A 16,413-nucleotide genomic window follows, 5' to 3' on the forward strand; every position below is an offset into this window, starting at 1 on the left:
CGACGGCGGCGGGAGCCTTCCGGTTCCGCCGCGCCCAGTCCGCTGGTCAGTAGCGGGCGGCGTACGGATACAGGTCCATGCCCACCATTGAGCTGATGCTGGAAACCATGATGCCTTCCTGCGGGTTCAGCGCCTGCACCACCTGGCCGTTCCCCAGATAGATGGCCACATGGTAGAAGTTCGGCGCAGAACCCCAGACCAGCAGGTCGCCGCGGCGGGCCTGGGAGATGGGAACGTGGACCGGGGCGGCGGCATACTGCTGGGATGCGGTGCGGGGAAGGTACGTTCCGGCCGCAGCGAAGGCATTCTGCACCAGGCCCGAGCAGTCAAAGCCGTACACGCCCGTGCCGCCCCACTGGTAGAAGTACGGCGCGCCCACCTTCCCCAGAGCAACCGAAATGGCTGCCTCATACGTGCCCGAGCCAGTGGGAGGCGCGGGAGCCGGAGCCGGAGCTGGAGCCGGGGGCGGGGCGGGCGCCGGTGCCGGTGCCGGAGCAGGGGCTGGCGCGGCGGGTGCAGGTGCCGGGGCTGCCGGAGCAGGAGCCGGCGCCACTGGGGCCGGAGCCGGAGCAGCAGGCGCTGGACCGGCCGGTGCCGGGGCCGGCGCTGCAGGGGCCGTGTCCTGGCCGCCGCCGTTCCGTGCGGCGGGCCGGTTTTGGGCGGCGTTGTCCTGAGCTGACTTCTCCTGGGCTGCCTTTTCCTGCTCTGCCTTCTCCCGGGCGGCCTGGTCCGCGGCGGCGGACAAGGCAGCAAGGCGTGCCTCTTCGCGTTGCCGCTCAAGGGCATCCACCCTTGCCGATTCGAGCGCCACAGTCGTGTTGCGGAGCTGGGCCAACTGGTCCACCAGGATGGTCCGCTGTGCCTTGGCATCGGCAACGGCTTTGACCTGCGCGGCGTTGGCCTGTTCCGCCTGGGACTTCCGTTGCTCGGCCGTCTTTGCAGCGTCATCGGCGGCTTTGGTGGCGTCCTCTGCGGCGGCGGTCAGGGAACGGTAGGCCGTGGCAGCAGCGTCCGCAGCCTCAAAGGCCCGGCTGCGGCTGGCAGAAAGCGCCTCAAGCGTGGCGGCCTGCTGCAGGCTTTCGCTGCCGCTGGCCAGCGTTCCCAGGGTGGGGTTCAGGCCGCCATTGCGGTACAGGTCACCGGCGAGCTGTCCCACCTGCTTCCGGGTTTTGTCCTGCAGGTCGCGCGCGGAAGAGGCCTTGGCAGCCGCAACTGACGCCGCTTCGGTCCGCTGCTGCAGCTCCACGAGCGCCTCGCTGTAGGAGTTGTTGGCCTGCATGGCCACCGCGAAGGCTGCCTGTTGGGCTGTGGAGGCATCCGCCAGAATGCGCTCAATCGCGGTGACCTGGTCCGCCGTCGCGGCTTCACTTGCTTTCGCTGCTGCGATATCGTCCGGCGAGGGAATCGCTGGCGACGCCGGAAAGGCCACGGGGGCCGATGGCGCCGGCACCGCCAGCGCGGGTGTTGCCACGGATGCAAAGAGTACGACGGCGGCGCACAGCGCAGCGGTCCTGCGGCCGGATCCGGGTAAAGCCATCTGCAGAGACCTCGCAACGGTAAGACTGGGAGTGAGGTTCTGGATGCGGCACGACCGTGCCCCTCAGCTGCTCGCCAGCAGTCCGAGGCTACGTGACCTTTTGCACATTGGCAACAACAGTCACATCAATAACATAAACCACAAGCGTGTCATTTGCCCGTGAATTCCACGGGTGTGTCGGGGTCAGGCGTGTTGATGTTCCTCGTGCTCTGAGTGGCTGGCAGGCTCCAGCTGGAAGGTGCAGTGGTCGGTATCGAAATGGGAACCCAGGCACGTGATCAGCTTGTCCAGCAACTGGTCGGCGCCCCGTGCGTTGAGCACGCCGTCCTCCACCACCACATGGGCCGAGAAGACGGGGACACCGGACGTGATGGTCCAGATGTGGATGTCATGGACATCGGTCACGCCGGCAACCGAGAGGATGTGCTCGCGGATCATTTGCACCTCCACGCCCTTCGGACTGGCCTCCAGCAGGACATCCACCACGTCGCGCAGCAGGCTCCAGGCCCGCGGCAGGATCATCAGCGCGATAAGGACGGAAGCGATGGTGTCCGCTGCCTGGAAACCTGTGGCCATGATGACGACGGCGGCAATGATGACGGCCACCGAACCCAGGAGGTCGCCCAGTACCTCCAGGTAGGCGCCACGGATGTTCAGGCTTTCATCCTGCGCCCCACGCAGGATCAGCAGCGATACCAGGTTGGCCACGGCGCCGAGGATGGCCGCAAACAGCATGATGTCCGTCTGCACTTCCGGGGGCGCCCCGAACCGGCGGATGGCCTCCGTGAAAATCACAACGGAGATCACGATCAGGATCAGTGCATTCGCCAACGCCGCGAGCACCTCTGCCCGCTGGTAGCCGTAGGTCCGCTGGTCGCTCGCCGGGCGGCCGGCGATCCAGGCGGCAAGCAGTGCGATGGTGACGCCGGCCGCGTCGGAGAGCATATGGCCGGCGTCCGCGAGCAGGGACAGCGAACCGGACAGCACCGCTCCCACGATCTGGATGAGGACGACGCCAAGCGTGATGCCCAGGACGGCCACCAGGCGTTTCCGGTGCCGCCCGGTGGCGGTGATCCCGTGGCTGTGGCTGTGGTCGTGTCCCATGCTTACAAGGCTAGCCCCAGCCCAGCTCGTGCAGCCGGACATCGGAAATGCCGAAGTGGTGCGCGATTTCATGGACCACCGTGACGGCCACTTCGTGGATCACGTCCTCCCGGGAGGAGCAGATCTCCAGGATGGGTTCGCGGAAAATGGTGATCCGGTCGGGAAGGGAACCGGCGTCCCACCATGAATCGCGTTCGGTCAGCGGGACGCCTTCGTACAGCCCCAGCAGGACGGTGTCCGGATCTTCCCCCGGACCGGGCACGTAGTCGTCGTCGATGAAGACTGCCACGTTGTCCATGGCACGGGCCAGCCGGTCCGGGATGCTGGCCAGGGCATCCTCGACGGCCGCCTCGAATTCGTCAGGAGACATGGTGAACCCGGACGGTTCGTGCGGGCCGTCGGGAAGGATAGGCAGTCCCGGCGGGAGGCTGGCTGGCATACTCCGACTCTAGCGCCCGGGCCGCTGCCCGGGTGCCCGCGTCCTGCGCCGGGTCAGCCCTACGCCCACCAGGCACACCAGCCCGCCCACCAGTCCCCAGGCGGTAGGGATTTCACCGAGCAGCAGCCAAGAGATGAGCACCGTGGTCCCGGGCACCAGGTAGGTGGTGGCGGCAAGCTTCCCGGCGTCCACCAGGGACAGGGCGTAAGCCCAGGTGGTAAAGGCAATGGCCGTGGGGAAGACACCGAGGTACACCAGCGCCCAGGTGGCCTCCGGGGGAGCGGCCTGCACTTCGGACGCCAACTGCCCGGCGAACGGCAGGCAGCACAGTGCTCCCACCACGATGCCGAACCAGGTGGCCTGCGCCGCCGGGAACTTCCGCACCACCGGCTTCTGGATGATGACGCTGACTGCGGCGAGCACCGCCGCAAGGAGGCAAAGCGCCACGCCTGCCAGGTCCGCCGTCGAACTTTCCCCGGGGCCGCGCGGCTGTCCGGAACCCAGGGCGATCAGTGCAACACCCGCGAAGGCCACCGTGCTGCCGATGAGCAGCCAGCGGGGAAAGCCCTCCTTGAGGAAGATGCCGGCCATGATGGCCACCAGGATCGGGTTGACGTTGATCAGCAGGGCGCTGGTGCCGGCATCAAGGATGTGTTCGGCGGCGTTCAGGGCAACGTTGTAGCCGCCGAACCACATCACGCCATAGGCCAGGATGGGCAGCCATTCGCGCCCCCTGGGCAGCACCCGGCTCCTGAGCAGCTGCGGCACCACCAGGAACGCGAGGACGACGGCGGCGACCGCCAGCCTGCCGAGCGTCAGGGATCCGGGGGAGAAGTGCGGCCCGATGGCGCGGATGCCGACGAACGCGGAGGCCCACAGCACCACGGTAACCACCATGGCCGCCACGCCAAGGGCGTTCACGGGCGTGGGTGCTGCAGCGGGGGAAGCCAGGGACTGGCGGGCGGGGCTGGTGGAAGGCATGAATCAAATGTACGGCTGCTGCAGGCACCGAACTGGCGGAAATCGGCCATGTGGGTGCCCGCGGGCTAGGATGCGGACCATGTCCTCTCCTTCGGCTCCCGGCCGTGACACCCCGCGCCTTGTCAGGAAGATCATCTGGATCGCCTTGGCTCTCATCGTCCTGGGCGGCGTTGCCTGGTACGCCATCTTTGCCGCAACGAAGCCCCAGCAGGCGGCGCCACCGTCCGCGGGTGCTGAGCAACTTGTCCGTGCCGACAGCCACCGCCTCACTGCGCCTGCCGAGGAGAAGGCCCGGCTGGTGGAGTTCCTGGACTTCGAGTGCCCGTCCTGCGGTGCAGTCCATCCTTTCGTGGAGGAGCTCAAGGCGGAGTTCGGGGACAGGATTACGTTTGTCAACAGGTACTTCCCGCTCTCTGCGCACCCCAATTCCGGCCAGGCTGCCCTGGCGGCGGAAGCGGCCGCGCAGCAGGGCCAGTACCAGCAGATGGCCGCCAAGCTTTTCGAAAACCAGTCCCAGTGGGCCGGTAGCCAGCAGTCCCAGGCGCCGCTGTTCCGCACCTACGCCGGGCAGCTGGGGCTGGACCTGGCGCAGTTCGATGCCGTCGTGGCCGACCAGAAGACCGAGGACCGCATCCTGGCCGACATCGCGGACGGCAATGCCCTCGGCGTCACCGGCACACCCACGTTCTTCCTCAACGGCGAGAAGCTCACGCTGTCCACCAAGGCGGACTTCCGCCAGAAGCTGGCAGACGCCGTCAAGTAGCGGCGGTCAGCCCCGCCGACGCTGCCCCGAAGCGAGGCCGCCCTACTTCGTGGCGGCCCAGGCAAGCAGCTTGTCCACCGGCCAGGTGGTGATGATCCGGTCTGCCGGAACGTTGTTGCGGGCTGCCCGTTCGGCACCGTACTGCAGGAAATCCAGCTGTCCCGGTGCGTGGGCATCGCTGTCAATCGAGAACAGGCACCCGGCGTCCAGTGCCAGCTGGATCAGGGCATCGGGCGGGTCCTGCCGCTCCGGGCGGGAATTGATCTCCACGGCAACGTTGTGTTCCGCGCACGCTGCGAAGACTTCCTTGGCGTCGAATTCCGACGGCGGCCGCGTCCCGCGCGAGCCCTCAACGAGCCGTCCCGTGCAATGGCCAAGGACGTTGGTCTGCGGAGACCGGATGCCCCCGAGCATGCGGGTGGTCATGGTTTTCCGGTCCGCACGGAGCTTCGAGTGGACGCTGGCCACCACGATGTCCAGGCGGTCCAGCAGCTCCGGGTCCTGGTCCAGGCTGCCGGATTCCAGGATGTCCACCTCGATGCCCGTCAGCAGCCGGGTGGCCCCGCCGTTGCTGTTGATGCCTGCCACCACGTCCAGCTGCTCCCGCAGGCGCCCGGCGGAGAGCCCATTGGCGATGGTGAGGTTGGGGGAGTGGTCAGTCAGGGCCAGGTATTCGCGGCCCAGCACCTCAGCGGCCGCCACCATCAGCTCAATGGGGGAGCCGCCGTCGGACCATTCGCTGTGGCTGTGCAGGTCGCCACGCAGCGCCGCCCGGAGCTCCGTTCCGCCCGATGCCAGCGGCTGGGCACCCTTCTCCCTGAGGTCCGCCAGGTAGTCAGGGACCTGTCCGTCCACGGCCTGCCGGATCACCGCGTAGGTCCGGTCGCCGATTCCCTTCATGGATTTGAGCCGGCCGCTCCGGGCGCGTTCGGCTACTTCCGCGGGGCCGAGGGGGCTGATGGCGGCGGCCGCCTTCCGGAAAGCCTGGACCTTGAACGTGGCCGCGCGTCCGCGCTCCAGCCAGAAAGCGATCTCATTGAGCGCGTCGACGGCATCCATCCGTCCATCTTGACCCGTCCCGGGGCCAAACGGCGGGGTTTTTCACCGATTTTGGAATATTCCCGGTTAGCCCCTATAGTTTTAGAGTCCAGTTCGGAGAAACGCAGAGGACAAAGACGGAAAGCCCCGCTTGACGCCTTTTATTTTGTTCCGAACGGGTTCTGGCCCCCATCGTCTAGCGGCCTAGGACACCGCCCTTTCACGGCGGCGGCACGGGTTCGAATCCCGTTGGGGGTACGCAAGGAACTGGTCAAAGAGGCTAAAAAAGTCTGGTAGGCTGGAAGCCTTGAAAAAAGCGGTAGAGATACTGCAAAAGCAAGAAACGCAAGGCCCTGTAGCGCAGTTGGTTAGCGCGCCGCCCTGTCACGGCGGAGGTCGCGGGTTCAAGTCCCGTCAGGGTCGCTCTGATTGTTGGAAGAAATTCCGGCTGTCATGGTGACTAGTCACCTAGGCTCTGTAGCTCAGTTGGTAGAGCGTTCGACTGAAAATCGAAAGGTCACCGGATCGACGCCGGTCGGAGCCACCACTGGGAAGCATCAGTTCTTCGGAACTGGTGCTTTTCTGCTTTAACACCGGTTCGGGCAACCTTGACCAGGCTTTGCGACTGCTCCTGACGCGGCCTTCTGCCACGTATGAGTGTCCGCCCTGTGGCTAACGCAACATCGCAGCCAGCGCCGAAGGTAATCTTTGGGCTCCCAACGAAACATTTGACCCCTGCCGACGGGGTGTGGCACGCGCGCGCAATGGCTTGCGTAAGCGCTTGCACTCTACTGGGCGGTAACCGGTTCCGGCTCCCGAAACAGGGTTTGAAGTGCTCCCTCCACCCCGTCTACGGTTGAGCGCGGCCGGAGGACAGCATGCTTTCCATCGGCCGGACAGGCCCTACCCAGGCCTGAACCCCCACAACACAACGGCGTCCCGGATGACGCCAGAGGTGTTGCCGGGTCCGCGGTTGGTTTCGGGGTTATGGGCACACGCCCGCCTTCCACGAAAAGTTACAACTCCGCGAGAAGAGCAAGACATGCACAAGCACCCCCAACACCGGCTGCTGCGGTGGCGCACCGGCGCCGCAGCGCTGGCGGCAACCCTGGCCGTCTCGGCCTTCCTGGCCGTCCCCGCGGCACAGGCCAACGAGCCTTCCGACCCGCCTGCCGTCCAGCAGATGCCGGCCCCCGCCCCAGGCTTCCCCCTGCCCACGCAGCACACGCAGCAGGCATTCGACCCGGCGTCGGACTTCACCTCCAAGTGGACCCGCGCAGACGCCCGGCAGATCATGGCACAGAGCGACTCCACCGTCGCCCCGGGCGCGAACTCCATGAGCCCGGACGTCACCATGCCGGAAATCCCGCAGGACTTCCCCGCCATGAACGACGACGTCTGGGTCTGGGACACCTGGTCCCTGACGGACGAAAACGCCAACCAGATCAGCTACAAGGGCTGGGACGTCATCTTCTCCCTGGTCGCTGACCGGCACGCCGGTTACGGCTTCGACCAGCGCCACTGAAACGCCCGGATCGGCTACTTCTTCCGGAAGACCAACGCGGACCCGGCCAAGGACAAGTGGAACTACGGCGGACACCTGTTCCTGGACAACACTTCCATCGGCAACACCGAATGGTCCGGTTCCACGCGCCTGATGCAGGGCAACCACGTGAACGTCTTCTACACGGCCACCACGTTCTACGATGTGGCCGAGCGGAACGCCGGCGGCGGCGGAATCGCCCCGGACGCTGTGATCGCCAAGGCGCTGGGAAACATCCACGCCGACCAGAACGGCGTCACGTTCGACGGATTCCAGCACACCAAGCTGCTGGAACCGGACGGAAAGATGTACCAGACCAAGGCGCAGAACGCCGGGTTCGCATTCCGGGACCCCTACACGTTCGTGGACCCGGCCCACCCCGGGAAGACGTACATGGTGTTCGAAGGCAACACCGCAGCAAAGCGCGGCGACTACCAGTGCAAGGCCGAGGACCTGGGGTACCGCCCCGGTGACCCCCATGCAGAGAGCGTCACCGACGTCCAGAACAGCGGCGCCTACTTCCAGACAGCGAACGTGGGGCTGGCAGTGGCGGACAACAAGGACCTGACCAAGTGGTCCTTCCTTCCGCCCATCCTTTCCGGCAACTGCGTGAACGACCAGACGGAGCGTCCGCAGATCTTCATCCAGAATGAAAACGGCAAGAACAAGTACTACCTGTTCACCATCAGCCACCAGTTCACCTACGCGGCAGGCATGCGCGGTCCCGACGGCGTGTACGGCTTCGTGGGTGACGGCATCCGCTCGGACTACCAGCCGATGAACAACAGCGGCCTGGCCCTGGGTTCGCCCACGGACCTGAACCTTCCGTCCGAGTCCCCGGAGGCACCCACCCCGAACCAGAACGGGCGGCAGTTCCAGGCATATTCGCACTACGTGCAGCCCGGCGGCCTGGTGCAGTCCTTCATCGACAACGTCAACGGCGTCCGCGGCGGCTCCCTGTCACCGACCGTGAAGATCAACTTCCGCAACGGTGTGTCCCAGGTGGACAGGAACTTTGGCCGGAACGGCCTGGGCCCGTTCGGCTACCTGCCCACCAATGTAAGGGTTGGCGGCGAAGGCCTCTACAAGTAGGTCCTCACGCACCAGCGGCTGGTCGCCGCACGTGATCCAGGCGGGGAGCCCCCAGGGGCTTCCCGCCTGGTTCCTTTTAACCGGCGCGGAATTACCCCGGCACGGAACGCCATATGCGATGCGGCCCGCCTGCGGGGTTTTCCAGCCCATGTGCCGCAGCCTGGTTATAGGGTGGAACCAACAGAAGGGGGAGTGCCTGATGGAATACCAGAACCCGCAACCCGTGGTGCCAAGCCGTCCTGCCGCCAGCCCGGCTCCCGGTCCGGGACGGACCGTAATTTCCGAGACCGCCGTGGCAAAAGTGGCGGGGATCGCCGCGCGCTCGGTCCCCGGCGTCTACTCCCTCGGTTCGGGTCCGTCCCGTGCCCTGGGCGCCATCCGTGATGCGGTCGGAAGTTCCGATCATGCCGCCGGCGTCCACGCGGAAGTGGGCGAAACGCAGGTAGCCGTGGATATCACCCTGGTGGCCAGCTACGGAACGCCCCTGCACGCCCTGGCCAATGATGTCCGGGCCGCCGTTTACCGGGCAGTTGAAGAACTCGTGGGGCTGCAGGTTATCGAGGTGAACGTCGAAATCACGGACGTCTACGTGCCGCCGCCCGTCAAGACCACCGCGCCGGTTGCTCCCGAACGGGAGGCGCTGCTGTGAACCTCACCGTGGCAGGCACGGCCGTGGGCGCGTTCGTGGCATTCATGTCCCTGCAGTTCGGCCTGTGGGGCTTTCTCGTTTCCCTTCTTTTCATGGCCATCGGGGCGCTCCTGGGCCGTGCGGCCGAAGGCAAGCTGGACCTGCGCGGCATATTCGATGCCATCACCGGCCGGCGCTCCTCCTCATGAGCTCGCCCGCGCCCGTTGTGCGTGGGCAGGCGCTCAGCGGCCATAACCGGATCAGCACCCAGGCGTTGACCAGCCTTGCCAAGGCGGCTGCGGCGCAGGCGCTGGGAGTCGACGCCCAGGACGTGCGCGCGGACTGGACGGACGACGACGGCCTGCTGGCCTTGTCCCTCGTCACTCCCATCAGCATCCCGCCCTTGCAGTCCGTGGTGCTGGACGCTGCCAGGGTCGAGACCGCCGGCGGATCCATCTGGGACCGCACGGTGAAGGCCAAGGAAAGCATCCTGGCGAGGGTCTCGGAACTTAGCGGCTCGCAGTTGAGCCGGGTGGATATCCGCGTCAGCGGGGCAAAGATCAGTACAGGAGGGCGGGTACGGTGAGCAGCAGCGTGGAAAGCCGCCGGGCCAACAGCGGATCCCGGAGAAGCAACGGCCCGGACATGCGCAGGGTGGTCTACCGCGAAACCCATTCCTCCAGGGCCGTGGTGTCGGTCGTGGCCGCCGTCCTGGTCCTGGTGCTGGCTGGCTACGGCGTCCTCGAGTCCGGCGTTCACGCCGTGGGGCAGCCCGCCTGGTTGATCGAGCCGCAGGTGGCTGCCCAGCGCATCGTCGACCTGCCCGCCGGAATCCCCCCGCTGCTGCTGGCGGCCATCGGCGGTGTGCTGGCCATGCTGGGCCTGGTCTTCCTGCTCAACGGAATCCTTCCCGGGAAACGTGCCCGCCATCTCCTGGCCGGCGCCCCGGGCGAGGGACTCCCGGCCGTGGTGGTGGATGACGAGGTCGTCGCTTCCTCGATCGCCCGGCGCGCGCGGCTGGCCGCCAACGTCACCCCCGACCAGGTCATGGTGGTCGTCTCCCAGCGCCAGGTGCTGGTGAACGTCCGGCCAACCTCCGGTGTGCCCGTGGACGCGGACCGCGTCCTTGGCGCGGTGCGGGATGAGCTGGACCAGATGCTGCTGGAGCCGGCCCCTGTTCCGCGCGTCAACGTGACCCCGACCGGGGTGATCGGAGCATGAACAGCACCCCGGCACTGCTCAACCGCATCCTCCTCACCGTGCTGGGCCTGATCCTGCTGGGCACCGGACTCCTCCTGGTGCTGCTGGCAACCGTGCCCCCGGTGGGCTCCTGGTGGCATTCCTGGTCCGGCGGAGCCTGGGAGAGTGTCAGCCGGCTGTTCGACTCCACCCGTTTCCCGGGCCGGCCGGAGAGCTGGCTGTGGATCGTCGTGGCGCTGGCGCTCCTGGCACTGATGGGGCTCATGGTCGCCTGGATCGCCCAGCAAGGCAAGGGCCGGTCAAACCTGCTGGCCGCCGAATACGATCCCGGAGAGATCCCCGGGGACGTCCGGATAGGCGGCGGGGTGGCCGAGCAGGCCCTCCGGCAGGCCCTTGAAGGACGGCCGGACCTGGCAGGCGCCACCGTCACCACCTACGACGTGAAAGGTTCCCCGGCGTTGAAGGTCCGGCTCCTGCCACGCCAAGGGGTGGCCCCGCACCTGCTCGCAGCCGAGGTCTCCGGGCTCCTGGACGCCCTGGAGGCCGTTGTGGGCAAGGAGATTCCTGTCCTCATCCACATCGGGGCCGGGGCGCGAACACGCTTCAGCCGGGCAGAGCGCGTCCGCTGAACTGCTGCACGGGCAGCCCAGGCACCCTGCTGCTACCGGCCGCCCAGAAGGTACACCGTGCTGTCCACGGGAATCTCCCGCATCCCGGCCCATTCATCGGCCGGTTCGGGACCGCTGGAGAGCGCCACGGTGTAGCCCTCCGGCACAGGGGCGGAGGCGAAGCCCATGTTGGACAGGACCACTACATCCCCGTTCCGGAACGCCAGCAGTCCACTGTCCGGCGCGTGTTCATCAGTCCATTCCACGCTGCCGCTGCCCAGTTGCTGTGCTGACCTGAAGGCCAGCGCTGCCCGGTAGAGCTCAAGGGTTGAGCCCTCCTCGCCATCCTGCTGGTCCGCGGCCAAGGGGCCAAAGCTTTCCGGCTGGGGAAGCCATGGCCCGGACGCGTTGGCGGAGAGTGCCCCGGAGAATCCGAACCCGGGCTGGTCCTGGACCCACGGCAGCGGGACACGGCAGCCGTCACGCCCGATTTCAGCCCCACCCGTCCGGAAGAATGTGGGGTCCTGCCTGGCGGAGTCAGGAAGCGCAGTGTGCTCGGGAAGTCCCAGTTCCTCACCCTGGTAGAGGTAGGCGGACCCAGGCAGCGCCAGCTCAACCAGCGTGGCGGCACGGGCGCGCGCAAGGCCCAGCGCCGCGTCCGGCTGTTCGTCGGCGGGGCCGATGCCCTTCGGGAACGTCGTGGGATCCTTGAGGCCAAACCGGGTGGTGTGCCGTACGGTGTCGTGGTTGCTGAGCACCCACGTACACGGGGCCCCCACTGATGCTGCCGCTGCCAGGGATGCGTCGATGGCGTCCGCCATGCGCTCGGCATCCCACCCTGCCAGCAGGAAATCGAAGTTGAAGGCCTGCTGCATTTCGTCTGGCCGGACATAGCGGGCCAGGCGCTCGGCCGGTTCCACCCAGGCCTCGGCCACCATCATGCGGTCCCCGCCATATTCGGCAAGGACGCGGTTCCAGTCCCGGTAGATGGCGTGGACCCCGTCCTGGTCGAAAAAGGGCGACGGCGGATACATGGGAGATACTGCCCTGTGGGGTTCCTCGGCATCGGTGTGGGCGTGCGGCGCATCACCGGGCAGGTGGCTTTCCCGGTGGGGTCCGGAGGTTCCCTCCACCATGGCTGCAACGCCCTCCCAGTCCGGAAGCCCTGCCTCCTTCACCAATCCGTGGGCGACGTCCACCCGGAAGCCGTCGGCGCCGCGGTCCAGCCAGAAGCGCAGCACTGAACGCATCTCCTCCTGGACTTCCGGGTTGTCCCAGTTCAGGTCCGGTTGCCGGGTGTCAAAGAGGTGCAGGTACCACTGGCCCGGTGACCCGTCGGCTTCATTCACGCGGCTCCAGGCCGGCCCGCCGAAGATGGATTTCCAGTTGTTGGGAGCCCGGTTGCCGTCGCCGGATCCCGGCACCTCGTCCTTGCCGTCCCTGAAGATATACCGGTCCCGTGCCGGGCTCCCGGGGGCGGACGCCAGCGCCTCCTGGAACCATGCATGTTCATCCGAGGTGTGGTTGGGAACGAGGTCCACAATGACCTTCAGGCCGAGGCGGTGAGCTTCCTGCAACATGGTGTCGAAGTCGGCCAGCGAGCCGAAGAGGGGGTCCACCTGGCGGTAGTCTGCCACGTCGTAACCGCCGTCTGCCTGCGGCGACTTGTAGAAGGGTGAGAGCCAGACGGCGTCCACCCCGAGGGCGCGAAGGTAGGGAAGCCTGCCGGTGACGCCGCCCAGGTCGCCCATGCCATCGCCGTTGCCATCGGCGAACGAGCGGGGGTAGATCTGGTAGACCACGGCGTCGGCCCACCAGGCAGAGGAGGCTGGACGCGGCGCGGGAACGGACGGATCGGGCATTTGGTTCCCCTCTGATAACTTTTTGATGTAAACGCTTGCATTGCAGACAGCAACCTTACTAGTGTGATGGTCACCACATCAACCTCACCTAGCAAGCGCACTGTCGACTTACTTGTCACTCAGCGAGGAGCTTCAAGCTAATGAAAACCCCGAGATTCCTGCTTCCGGCTGCCACTGCCGGCATTCTGGCCCTTACGTTGTCCGCCTGCGGTGGCGGGGGTGGAGGGGGCACCACGGGTGGTGGGGGCAGCGACGCTGACGCCAACCTCGACGGCCGCGGCCCCATCACGTATGTCCAGGGCAAGGACAACAGCAACGTTGTCCGCCCCCTGGTCGATAAGTGGAATGCGGCCCACCCGAACGAAAAGGTCACCTTCAAGGAACAGACCGACCAGGCGGACCAGCAGCACGACGACCTGGTCCAGCACTTCCAGGCCAAGCAGTCCGATTACGACGTCGTGGATGTGGACGTTGTCTGGACCGCGGAGTTCGCAGCGAAGGGCTGGCTGCAGCCGCTGAAGGACAAGATGGCGATCGACACCAGCGCCATGCTCAAGCCCACCGTGGACAGCGCCACGTACAAGGGCACCCTGTACGCGGCTCCCCAGACCTCCGACGGCGGCATCCTGTACTACCGCAAGGACCTGGTCCCCACCCCGCCCAAGACCTGGGACGAGATGATGAGCATGTGCTCCATCGCCAAGCAGAACAACATCGGCTGCTACGCAGGCCAGTTCAGCAAATATGAGGGCCTCACGGTAAATGCTTCCGAGGCCATCAACTCCGCGGGCGGATCCGTCCTTAACAAGGATGGAAAGCCGGACCTGAACACCGCCGAGGCCAAGGCCGGCCTGGGCAACCTGGCGAAGGCCTACGCTGACGGCAACATCCCCAAGGAAGCCATCACGTACAAGGAAGAGGACAGCCGGCAGGCCTTCCAGAGCGGCAAGCTCCTGTTCCTCCGCAACTGGCCGTACGCGTTCAACCTGATCACCACTGAAGGCTCATCCACTGTGAAGGACAGGACCGGCCTGGCAGCCCTGCCGGGCAAGAGCGGCCCGGGTGCCTCCTCGCTGGGTGGCCACAACCTCGCCACCAGCGTCTACTCCAAGAACAAGGCCACCGCGCTCGACTTCATGAAGTTCATGACCTCGGCCGAAACCGAGAAGTTCTACGCCACTCAGGGCTCGCTGGCCCCCGTGCTTGGTTCGCTGTATGAGGACCAGGAACTCGTTGCCAAGCTGCCCTACCTGCCGGTCCTGAAGACGTCCATCGAAAACGCCGTACCGCGTCCCGTTACGCCGTTCTACCCGGCTGTCACCAAGGCAATCCAAGAGAACGCCTACTCCGCAATCAAGGGAGAAAAGTCCGTGGAAACCGCACTCTCTGACATGCAGAAGTCCATCGAATCCGCCGGTGCGGGATCGTAGTTCTGCCATGGCAACCGAACTAGGCCCGACGCCGGTCAAGTCACCGGCGTCGGGCGGTACCCCCGTCCATCACGCGCCCAAGGGCGTGGGGGAGGACAACAGGATTGCAAGCCAGGGGCGCTGGGCCTCCTGGCTCCTCGCCCCCACCATCATCGCCCTGGCCGTGGTGATCGTTTACCCGATCATCAGCGCCATCGTCATGTCCTTCCAGAAGGATGCCGGCCTGGATCCGGCCACGGGCCTCTTCACCGCGGGCGGCCCAGCGGGAATTCAGAACTACGTCAACTGGCTGGCGCAGCAGTGTTCGGCGCCGGGCGGCGGAACCGTCGCCTGCCCGCCGGGCACCCTGGGCGGCCAGTTCTGGTCCGCCACGGCCACCACGTTCTTCTTCACGGTGGTAACGGTGGCACTGGAAACCGTCCTCGGTTTCTGGATGGCCATGATCATGGCCCGCACGTTCCGCGGACGCAGCCTGGTCCGCGCCGCCGTGCTGGTGCCCTGGGCCATCCCTACCGCTGTGACGGCCAAGCTCTGGTTCTTTATCTTCGCCTTCGAAGGCATCGCCAACAAGCTGTTCAACACCACTATCCTGTGGACGGGCAGCGAGTGGCCGGCCAAGTGGGCCGTGATCATCGCCGACGTATGGAAGACCACGCCGTTCATGGCGCTGCTGATCCTGGCAGGCTTGCAGATGATCCCGGCAGAAGTCTACGAGGCAGCCAAGGTGGACGGAACCACTGCCTGGCAGCGGTTCCGGCTGATCACGCTTCCGCTGGTCAAGCCAGCCCTCATGGTGGCGATCCTGTTCCGTACGCTGGATGCGCTGCGCATGTTCGACCTGCCGTACATCCTCACCGGCGGTGCCAATAACACCACCACCTTGTCCATCCTGGTGATCAACCAAATCAGGCAAGGCTTCAATGCGGCGGCTGCGCTGTCCACCATCACCTTCATCATCATCTTCCTCGTCGCCTTCATCTTTGTCCGCTTCCTCGGGGCAAACGTGGTTGAGCAGAGTGGCGCCACAGGAAAGGGGAAGAAATGACCACGGCAACAGCAGACGCCTCGGCACTCCGGGCCCGCCAGGACAAGGGCCGCAAGGCTGCGCAGAACCGGGAAAAGTGGGCGCAGGGGCGGACCTACCTGAGCGCCGCCATCATCCTGCTCTGGTGCCTGGCACCGGCCTACTGGATGGTGGTCACCGCGTTCCGCGAGGTGGGCTTCACGTACGACACCTCGATCCTTCCCACGCACGTCACGCTGGACAACTTCACGACAGCCTTTGACACGTCCTTCGGCAACAGGTTCGGCCAGGCTCTGCTGAACAGTGTGTTCATCGGCGGGGTGGTCACGGCCGTCTCGCTGCTGATCGGTGTGTTCGCGGCCTACGCCTTGGCCCGTTTGAACTTCAAGGGCAAGTTCCTGGTGCTCGGCTTCATCCTGGGAGCCTCCATGTTCCCCGGCGTTGCCCTGATCACCCCGCTCTTCCAGCTGTTCACCAACATCGGCTGGATGGGGACGTACCAGGCGCTGATCATCCCGAACATCTCCTTCGTGCTCCCGCTGACGGTCTACACCATGACCTCGTTCTTCCGGGAAATGCCGTGGGAGCTTGAGGAGTCGGCCCGCGTGGACGGCTGCACCCAGGGACAGGCCTTCCGCAAGGTCATCATGCCCCTGGCTGCACCGGCAATCTTCACCACGGCAATCCTGGCGTTCATTTCCTCGTGGAATGAGTTCCTGATTGCCAGCCAGCTGTCCAGCGACGCAACCCAGCCGGTGACGGTGGCCATCGCCAACTTCGCCGGTGCACAGCCCAACCAGATCCCGTACACGGCAATCATGGCCGCAGGCACCATTGTCACCATTCCGCTGGTGATCCTGGTGCTGGTCTTCCAGCGCAAGATTGTCGCCGGCCTCACGGCAGGTGCAGTCAAGTGACGGACAACGGTTCCCGCCCCCGCATCCCGGGGGCGGGAAACCGCAGCCGGTTGGTCCGCTCGGGTGAGGACTTCGACATCATCATTGGCTTCCTCGCATTCTGGGCGCTGGTCCTCCTGGTGGTCACCGTGTGGATGGAAGTTACTGCCCAGCCTGCCCTTGGATGGGCGCTGGGACTGCTGGCAACTTTGCTGGCCCTGTATGGCATGGTGCGGCTGCGCCGGAAACTCCCCGCCCGCAGGTAGGA

16 protein-coding genes, 3 tRNA genes and 1 pseudogene are annotated in these 16,413 nt (G+C 66.0%); 14 read left to right on the forward strand and 6 right to left on the reverse strand.

All coding sequences use genetic code 11. The features are described 5' to 3' along the window. Positions 1-46 precede the first annotated feature (46 nt). The 4 genes from MRBLMD1_RS09230 to MRBLMD1_RS09245 form a co-directional block, all read right to left on the reverse strand. On the reverse strand, positions 47-1,537 hold the full coding sequence (locus MRBLMD1_RS09230) for a C40 family peptidase (protein ID WP_364398987.1): 1,491 nt from the start codon (positions 1,535-1,537) through the stop codon (positions 47-49). 183 nt (positions 1,538-1,720) lie between these two features. Beyond that, positions 1,721-2,641 (reverse strand): cation diffusion facilitator family transporter, encoded by a 921-nt coding sequence (locus MRBLMD1_RS09235; RefSeq protein ID WP_275181015.1) that lies wholly within the window; start codon positions 2,639-2,641, stop codon positions 1,721-1,723. A 10-nt stretch (positions 2,642-2,651) separates the two neighbouring features. After that, on the reverse strand, positions 2,652-3,080 hold the full coding sequence (locus tag MRBLMD1_RS09240) for a metallopeptidase family protein (RefSeq protein WP_275181014.1): 429 nt from the start codon (positions 3,078-3,080) through the stop codon (positions 2,652-2,654). Between the two features lie 9 nt (positions 3,081-3,089). Next, a complete protein-coding gene (locus MRBLMD1_RS09245; RefSeq protein ID WP_364398990.1) occupies positions 3,090-4,061 on the reverse strand; it encodes a DMT family transporter in 972 nt (323 codons plus the stop codon). A 79-nt stretch (positions 4,062-4,140) separates the two neighbouring features. Between MRBLMD1_RS09245 and MRBLMD1_RS09250 the strand changes: the two genes are divergently transcribed. Further along, positions 4,141-4,824: a DsbA family protein gene (locus MRBLMD1_RS09250; protein ID WP_364398992.1), complete on the forward strand. Its 684-nt coding sequence runs from the start codon at positions 4,141-4,143 to the stop codon at positions 4,822-4,824. A 42-nt stretch (positions 4,825-4,866) separates the two neighbouring features. On the opposite strand, the gene MRBLMD1_RS09255 is transcribed toward MRBLMD1_RS09250, so the two are convergent. Then, positions 4,867-5,883 carry a PHP domain-containing protein gene (locus MRBLMD1_RS09255; protein WP_224024664.1) on the reverse strand — a complete coding sequence of 339 codons (1,017 nt, stop codon included), beginning with the start codon at positions 5,881-5,883 and terminating at the stop codon, positions 4,867-4,869. 164 nt (positions 5,884-6,047) lie between these two features. Here MRBLMD1_RS09255 and MRBLMD1_RS09260 point away from each other — a divergent pair. The 9 genes and pseudogenes from MRBLMD1_RS09260 (at position 6,048) to MRBLMD1_RS09300 (ending at position 10,954) form a co-directional block, all read left to right on the forward strand. Continuing rightward, positions 6,048-6,120: transfer RNA gene (locus tag MRBLMD1_RS09260), tRNA-Glu, on the forward strand. 91 nt (positions 6,121-6,211) lie between these two features. After that, a tRNA-Asp gene (locus MRBLMD1_RS09265) sits at positions 6,212-6,285 on the forward strand. Positions 6,286-6,333: 48 nt separating this feature from the next. Next, positions 6,334-6,409 (forward strand) — tRNA-Phe (locus tag MRBLMD1_RS09270). Between the two features lie 495 nt (positions 6,410-6,904). After that, a pseudogene (locus tag MRBLMD1_RS09275) lies at positions 6,905-8,497 on the forward strand (glycoside hydrolase family 68 protein). A 199-nt stretch (positions 8,498-8,696) separates the two neighbouring features. After that, entirely contained in the window at positions 8,697-9,146 is a 450-nt protein-coding gene (locus tag MRBLMD1_RS09280; RefSeq protein WP_224024667.1) for an Asp23/Gls24 family envelope stress response protein, read from the forward strand. Continuing rightward, positions 9,143-9,334, forward strand: coding sequence for a hypothetical protein (locus MRBLMD1_RS09285; protein WP_364398995.1), 192 nt, complete (start codon positions 9,143-9,145; stop codon positions 9,332-9,334). The genes MRBLMD1_RS09280 and MRBLMD1_RS09285 overlap by 4 nt, the downstream gene beginning before the upstream one ends. Then, entirely contained in the window at positions 9,331-9,711 is a 381-nt protein-coding gene (locus MRBLMD1_RS09290) for a hypothetical protein (protein WP_364398997.1), read from the forward strand. Before MRBLMD1_RS09285 ends, MRBLMD1_RS09290 begins: the two co-directional genes overlap by 4 nt. Further along, entirely contained in the window at positions 9,708-10,346 is a 639-nt protein-coding gene (locus MRBLMD1_RS09295; protein WP_159633649.1) for a hypothetical protein, read from the forward strand. The genes MRBLMD1_RS09290 and MRBLMD1_RS09295 overlap by 4 nt, the downstream gene beginning before the upstream one ends. Then, entirely contained in the window at positions 10,343-10,954 is a 612-nt protein-coding gene (locus tag MRBLMD1_RS09300) for a hypothetical protein (protein ID WP_364398999.1), read from the forward strand. The genes MRBLMD1_RS09295 and MRBLMD1_RS09300 overlap by 4 nt, the downstream gene beginning before the upstream one ends. A 32-nt stretch (positions 10,955-10,986) precedes the next feature. Here MRBLMD1_RS09300 and MRBLMD1_RS09305 read toward each other — a convergent pair whose 3' ends face one another. After that, positions 10,987-12,795 (reverse strand): glycoside hydrolase family 13 protein, encoded by a 1,809-nt coding sequence (locus MRBLMD1_RS09305; RefSeq protein ID WP_364399001.1) that lies wholly within the window; start codon positions 12,793-12,795, stop codon positions 10,987-10,989. 140 nt (positions 12,796-12,935) lie between these two features. On the opposite strand from MRBLMD1_RS09305, the gene MRBLMD1_RS09310 reads away from it, so the two are divergent. Genes MRBLMD1_RS09310 through MRBLMD1_RS09325 form a run of 4 tightly spaced genes read left to right on the forward strand, consistent with a single transcriptional unit; the run spans position 12,936 to position 16,411 of the window. After that, positions 12,936-14,225, forward strand: a complete 1,290-nt coding sequence (locus MRBLMD1_RS09310) for an ABC transporter substrate-binding protein (protein ID WP_364399003.1) — start codon at positions 12,936-12,938, stop codon at positions 14,223-14,225. Between the two features lie 7 nt (positions 14,226-14,232). Further along, the gene (locus MRBLMD1_RS09315; RefSeq protein ID WP_159633636.1) at positions 14,233-15,270 is read left to right on the forward strand and encodes a carbohydrate ABC transporter permease; all 1,038 of its coding nucleotides are present in this window, start codon (positions 14,233-14,235) and stop codon (positions 15,268-15,270) included. Continuing rightward, the gene (locus MRBLMD1_RS09320; protein WP_159633633.1) at positions 15,267-16,166 is read left to right on the forward strand and encodes a carbohydrate ABC transporter permease; all 900 of its coding nucleotides are present in this window, start codon (positions 15,267-15,269) and stop codon (positions 16,164-16,166) included. The genes MRBLMD1_RS09315 and MRBLMD1_RS09320 overlap by 4 nt, the downstream gene beginning before the upstream one ends. Then, on the forward strand, positions 16,163-16,411 hold the full coding sequence (locus MRBLMD1_RS09325; RefSeq protein WP_159633630.1) for a hypothetical protein: 249 nt from the start codon (positions 16,163-16,165) through the stop codon (positions 16,409-16,411). Before MRBLMD1_RS09320 ends, MRBLMD1_RS09325 begins: the two co-directional genes overlap by 4 nt. The last annotated feature ends 2 nt before the right edge of the window (positions 16,412-16,413 follow it).

The organism is Pseudarthrobacter sp. LMD1-1-1.1, from assembly GCF_040676255.1.
Lineage (GTDB): Bacteria > Actinomycetota > Actinomycetes > Actinomycetales > Micrococcaceae > Arthrobacter.

Excerpts from the sequence above, each read along its gene's own strand:
- MRBLMD1_RS09230 (WP_364398987.1), bottom strand. The coding sequence starts at position 1,537 with ATGGCTTTACCCGGATCCGGCCGCAGGACCGCTGCGCTGTGCGCCGCC.
- MRBLMD1_RS09235 (WP_275181015.1), bottom strand. The coding sequence starts at position 2,641 with ATGGGACACGACCACAGCCACAGCCACGGGATCACCGCCACCGGGCGG.
- MRBLMD1_RS09240 (WP_275181014.1), bottom strand. The coding sequence starts at position 3,080 with ATGCCAGCCAGCCTCCCGCCGGGACTGCCTATCCTTCCCGACGGCCCG.
- MRBLMD1_RS09245 (WP_364398990.1), bottom strand. The coding sequence starts at position 4,061 with ATGCCTTCCACCAGCCCCGCCCGCCAGTCCCTGGCTTCCCCCGCTGCA.
- MRBLMD1_RS09250 (WP_364398992.1), top strand. The coding sequence starts at position 4,141 with ATGTCCTCTCCTTCGGCTCCCGGCCGTGACACCCCGCGCCTTGTCAGG.
- MRBLMD1_RS09255 (WP_224024664.1), bottom strand. The coding sequence starts at position 5,883 with ATGGATGCCGTCGACGCGCTCAATGAGATCGCTTTCTGGCTGGAGCGC.
- MRBLMD1_RS09280 (WP_224024667.1), top strand. The coding sequence starts at position 8,697 with ATGGAATACCAGAACCCGCAACCCGTGGTGCCAAGCCGTCCTGCCGCC.
- MRBLMD1_RS09290 (WP_364398997.1), top strand. The coding sequence starts at position 9,331 with ATGAGCTCGCCCGCGCCCGTTGTGCGTGGGCAGGCGCTCAGCGGCCAT.
- MRBLMD1_RS09300 (WP_364398999.1), top strand. The coding sequence starts at position 10,343 with ATGAACAGCACCCCGGCACTGCTCAACCGCATCCTCCTCACCGTGCTG.
- MRBLMD1_RS09305 (WP_364399001.1), bottom strand. The coding sequence starts at position 12,795 with ATGCCCGATCCGTCCGTTCCCGCGCCGCGTCCAGCCTCCTCTGCCTGG.
- MRBLMD1_RS09310 (WP_364399003.1), top strand. The coding sequence starts at position 12,936 with ATGAAAACCCCGAGATTCCTGCTTCCGGCTGCCACTGCCGGCATTCTG.
- MRBLMD1_RS09315 (WP_159633636.1), top strand. The coding sequence starts at position 14,233 with ATGGCAACCGAACTAGGCCCGACGCCGGTCAAGTCACCGGCGTCGGGC.
- MRBLMD1_RS09320 (WP_159633633.1), top strand. The coding sequence starts at position 15,267 with ATGACCACGGCAACAGCAGACGCCTCGGCACTCCGGGCCCGCCAGGAC.